Origin of the sequence: Thermalbibacter longus (genome assembly GCF_023806485.1) — a bacterium.
Lineage (GTDB): Bacteria > Chloroflexota > Chloroflexia > Thermomicrobiales > Thermomicrobiaceae > Thermalbibacter > Thermalbibacter longus.
This window is the reverse complement of the sequence record NZ_JAMSLR010000024.1, coordinates 1-4,716: the sequence shown is the minus strand read 5'-3', so window position 1 is coordinate 4,716 and position 4,716 is coordinate 1. Positions and strand designations below refer to the sequence as shown.

Annotated in this window: 3 protein-coding genes; all 3 read left to right on the top strand. The window is 69.0% G+C overall.

Features of this window, described 5'->3' with window-relative positions; translation table 11 throughout:
- A partial coding sequence (locus NET02_RS16195) for a hypothetical protein (protein ID WP_284058472.1) occupies positions 1–187 on the top strand: 187 nt, incomplete at its 5' end.
- 33 nt (positions 188–220) lie between these two features.
- On the top strand, positions 221–3,283 hold the full coding sequence (locus NET02_RS16190; RefSeq protein WP_284058471.1) for a chemotaxis protein CheW: 3,063 nt from the start codon (positions 221–223) through the stop codon (positions 3,281–3,283).
- 62 nt (positions 3,284–3,345) lie between these two features.
- Positions 3,346–4,716: methyl-accepting chemotaxis protein (locus tag NET02_RS16185; protein WP_284058470.1), on the top strand; the 1,371-nt coding region annotated here is incomplete at its 3' end.

The window sequence follows — 4,716 nt, the reverse complement described above, 5'->3', positions numbered from 1 at the left end:
GGCGGCGCAGGAGCTGGTGGAGCTGGCGGGGCAGTTGGAGGCGGCGGTGAGCCAGTTCCGGCTCCGTCGCTCCTCCGACCGGGAGCCGATCCGTGCCGAGCGCGGGCCCAACGGCCGGGCGGACGCTGCCTGGGCTCCGCCTGCCCTAGCCGGCAGCCGCGCCTCCAGCAACGGCTTCTCGCGGTGATGACGGTGCTCGACCGGGCGAAGGTGGACGGCGATGGGAAGCGAAGACCGCGAGCTGATCGAGATGTTCCTGGAGGAGACCCGCGAGCGGCTCGAGGCGATCGAGCCGGCGCTGGTCGAGCTGGAGCAGGCGACGACGGCCGCCGAGCGGGAGCACCTGCTCAACGAGATCTTCCGGCACCTGCACTCGACCAAGGGCAGTGCCGGCTACCTGAACCTGGACGACCTCGTGGCGCTGGTGCACGCCGCCGAGCAGCTCGCCGATGTCTTGCGGAGGGGGGCACCGCTCCGAGTCGAGCACATCGATCTCTTTCTGCAGGCGACGGCGGCCGTCAAGGCCTATCTGGTCAGCCTGGCCGGTGACACTGCCGCTCCGGGCGGCCTCGATACCCTCACTGCGGCGCTCCAAAGCGCCGCTGCCGCCGCGCAGGGTGGGGAGCAGATCGCGACTACCGGGCCAGCGAGCGAATCCGCCACGGAGATGGCTGACAGCGGCGGCGAGCCCGAGGGCAGGCTGCCCGGCGAAGTCGATCTTCTCAGCTCGACCGTCCGCGTGCCGATCCACGTGCTCGACCGGCTGGGGCGACTGGCCGAGGAGATGCTGGTGACCCGCAACCGGATCACCACCCTGGCCGCGAGCCTCCAGGACATGGAGCTGACCGGGGCGTCCAAGAAGCTCAGCGTGATGGTCTCGGAGCTGCAGGACATCGCCGGGCTGACCCGCCTCCAGCCGATCGCTCACCTCTTCGGGCAAATGCCGCGTGTCGTGCGGGACGCCGCCCGCGCCACCGGTAAGGAGGTCGAGCTGGTCGTCAGCGGCGGGCAGCTCGAAGTCGACCGGCGAATTCTGCAAGAGCTGCGGGATCCGCTGGTTCACCTGCTGCGCAACGCCGTCGATCACGGTATCGAGTCACCAGAGCGCCGCATCGCGGCCGGCAAGCCCTCGCGTGGGCGGGTCACGCTGCAGGCGATGCGGGAGGGCTCCAACCTGGTCATCGAAGTGTCCGACGACGGCAAGGGGATCGACTACGAGGCGGTGCGGGCGAAGGCGGTGGAGCGCGGGTTCGCGGCGGCTCGGGAGGCGGCGTCGCTCACTGAAGCCGAGCTGGCCAGCCTGCTCCTCCGCCCCGGCTTTTCGACCCGCGACCAGGTGACCGAGATGTCCGGCCGTGGGGTCGGCTTGGACGTGGTCGCGGTGCGGATGCAGGAATTGGGCGGGAGCCTGAGCATCCGCTCGGTCACCGGGCAGGGCACCACCGTTCGGATGATGGTTCCTACCTCGGTCTCGGTCGTCAACACCCTCGTGTTCACCGCGCGCGGCTATCTGCTCGGCATTCCCTACGACGTAGTGCAGGAGATCGTGTTGATCGATCGCGCGCAGATCGAGCACTACGGCGAGCAGGACGCCTTCCGCCTGCGCGACCAGCTCGTGCCACTGTTCACGCTCGATCGCTGGCCCGATCGGGGGCAGGGAGCGAACCAGCGAGACCGTCACTACGTGCTGGTGCTGCGGGGCCAGCATGCGGTCGCCGGGCTGCTCTGCGACGGGATCGCCCGCTTCGAGGAGCTGATCGTCAAGCCGGTCGGCAACGTGATCCGCGGGGTGGAGAGTATCAGCGGGCTGGCCTCGCTGGGCACCGGCGAGATCGTGCTGATCCTAGAGCCGGAGAAGATCCTGGCGGAGGCTGGGCTAGCCAGCGCGCGGCTGGCGGAAGAGCAGGCGCGCGTCGCGGCCGGCGACCATGCCCCGCTGGCAGGTTCGGCCATGCCCGCGGAGGATGACCTCGCCGAGCGAATGGTCTTGGTGCGCGGTTACGGCGAGCACCGCTATGCGCTGCCGGTACGTCTGGTCTCGCGCATCGTGCGGTTCGAGCCCGACGAGCTCGCCATCTTCGGCGAGCGGGTCTACCTGCGCCAGGAGCGTGCGCTCGTCCCGCTGATCGACCTCGACCGCGCGCTCGGCTTCGGGAGCGGCGGGATCCAGCAGGGTGGCATCGCGGTGCTGCTGAAGGCAGACAACCTCGAGTGCGGCCTAGTCGCCTCCGGCGTGGTGCGGATCGGCAACGTCGCGGTGCACCCGGAACCGTCCGACCGCCATGGGGTGACCGGCTTGTTGAACCTGCCCGATAACGTCTACCTGCTGATCGACGTGCCAGCCCTGGTGCATGGCCAGTTGCAGCGGCTCTTCGCCGCTCGAGTCGACGGCACAGCGATCGCTGGCAAGACGGCGCTGATCGTGGAGGACAGTGTCTTCTACCGCGATGCGCTGGAAGCCACGCTGCGCCGGGCTGGCTACACCGTGCTGGCTGCCGGTAGCGCCGAGGAGGCGCTCTCTCGCCTGGCCGAGAACCGGGATATCGGGCTGGTGATCACCGACTACATGCTACCGGGTAGATCCGGCCTCGACCTCATCCAGGCCATCCGCTCGGGCGAGGGCGGGATCCGTTCGAACATCCCGATCGTCGTGCTCTCGCAGTACCTGCAAGACCAGGATCCGGATGGGGCGATGGCCGCGCGGCTGCGCGCTGCCGGTGCCAGCGCCGTCTTCGCTAAGTTCGACGAGATCGAGCAGAGCGAGCTGCTGGAGCGCTTCCGGAAGCTCGTGGCCGACGAGGCGCAGGGGGAGGGGATGGACACGCAGGTCGTGGCCGACGAAGAGACGGCGCACGTCCTGGCCATTAACCTCGGCCAGGAGGTCTACGGGATCTCGATCGACCGCGTGCGCGAGATCACGACGCTGGACAGCGTGACGCCGACCCCGATGGACCAGGCAGGGTTCCTCGGCCTGGCCAACATCCGGGGCGAGATTGTGCCGGTCTTCGACCTGGGCGGGGTGCTCCGGCGCCCGGCGCGCGCCGACGGCCGCAGCGTCGACGTGGTCACGTTGACCGGCCTCGGACCGCTGGTGCTCCGCGGCGAAAGTATCCGGGGAACGATCCGGGTCCCAGCGAGCGAACTGCGGGAGCCTTCCGGCAACCTCGGCGCCCTGGCTGAGCTGGTTCCTGCGGTCGCAACCTTGCCCGACTGCCTGCTCCAGCTTGTTGAGCTGGAGAAACTGGCCGGGGCCTGCCTCGGCCGGCGGCAGGACCTCTCCTGACGTGCTACCGGAGATCTGCCAAGAGAGACAACCGAAGATCTGGGTACGGGGAGGAGGTTTTCGTGAAGGTCTGGACGAATCTCACGGTGGGGCGGAAGTTCCAGAGTGTGGTGCTGGCGGTCCTGGTCCTCTCCATCGTCGTGATGGCCATCGGCTACTTGGGCTTGCAAAGCGTCAGCCGCCAGGTCGAGGAGATGACGGCGCACGAGGTGCCGACGATCCAGCTCCTGCTCAACATCGACCGGGATGCGTACCAGGCGCAGTATGCGCTCGAGGCCAGCCTTCTGGCAGATAACGCAGAGGAGCGAGAGGCGCAGCTCGAGGCGTATCGTGAGAACGCGGCGCAGACCGGCGAGCGCTGGCAGCAGTACCGCTCGATCGCCGTCAATGACCCCGCGGAAGCTGTTCACTGGCAGACGTTCGAGCGCGAACGAGCCGATTGGCTGAGCGTTGCCGATCAGATCGCCACGCTGAGTAGCGAGGGTACCGATCGGGCGCGTGCCGAGGCGCTCGCGTTGCTACCCCAAGCGCGCGCGCACTTCGAGCCGATGAGGGAGGCGCTGAACCAGCTTCAGGACACGATCTATGCCCCCCGTATCGCCGCGCATTCGGACGCTGTGCTGGCCACTGCCCGGCAGCGCGGTCTGCTGATGCTCGGGCTCACGGCACTGGCCGCTGTCTCTGGCCTCGGCCTGGCCTGGCTCGTCGCCCGGGCGATCGCCCGGCCGCTGGCGCGCGCGACGGAGGCGGCCAGTCGAATAGCGGTCGGCGACCTGGACATCGCGCTGCAGGCGACGGATTCCCGTGACGAGGTCGGCCAGCTCACGAAGCAGTTCCGCGCGATGATCGAATACATCCGAACACTGGCCGATGCGGCAGGCAAGATGGCAGAGGGCGATCTGACCGTCGAGGTTGTGCCGCGCTCGGAGCGAGACGTGCTCGGCCGAGCCTTCGCACATTTGACCGATCGCCTCGGCCAGGCGCTAGCCGAGATCCGTTACCTGAGCGGTGTGGTCGCGCGNGACGTAGCGCAGGGGTCGGCGCAGCAGGCCGAGCAGGTCACCACCGCCGCCACCGCCACCGCCGAGATGACCCAGACCATCGACGCCGTCGCCAAGGCCGCCCAGGAGCAGGGGCGGGCGCTGCAGCGGGCGGCGGAGCTGGCGCAGGCGATGGCGGAGCAGAACCAGCAGTTGGAGCAGATTGCGCGGCAGGTGGTAGAGAGCGCGGATCACAACGCCCAGCAGGCGCAGGCCGGCGGGCAGACGGTGGAGGAGACGCTGGCGGCGATGCAGCGGGTGCGGCGGCAGGTGGAGGAGACGGCGCAGACGATGCGGGCGTTGGGGGAGCAGTCGCAGCAGATCGGGCGGATCGTGCAGACGATCGAGGACTTGACGGAGCAGACGAACCTCCTGGCCCTCAACGCCGCCATC

What these genes read in the sequence shown, in the direction of transcription:
- NET02_RS16190 (WP_284058471.1), top strand. Translation starts at nt 221, where the DNA reads ATGGGAAGCGAAGACCGCGAGCTGATCGAGATGTTCCTGGAGGAGACC.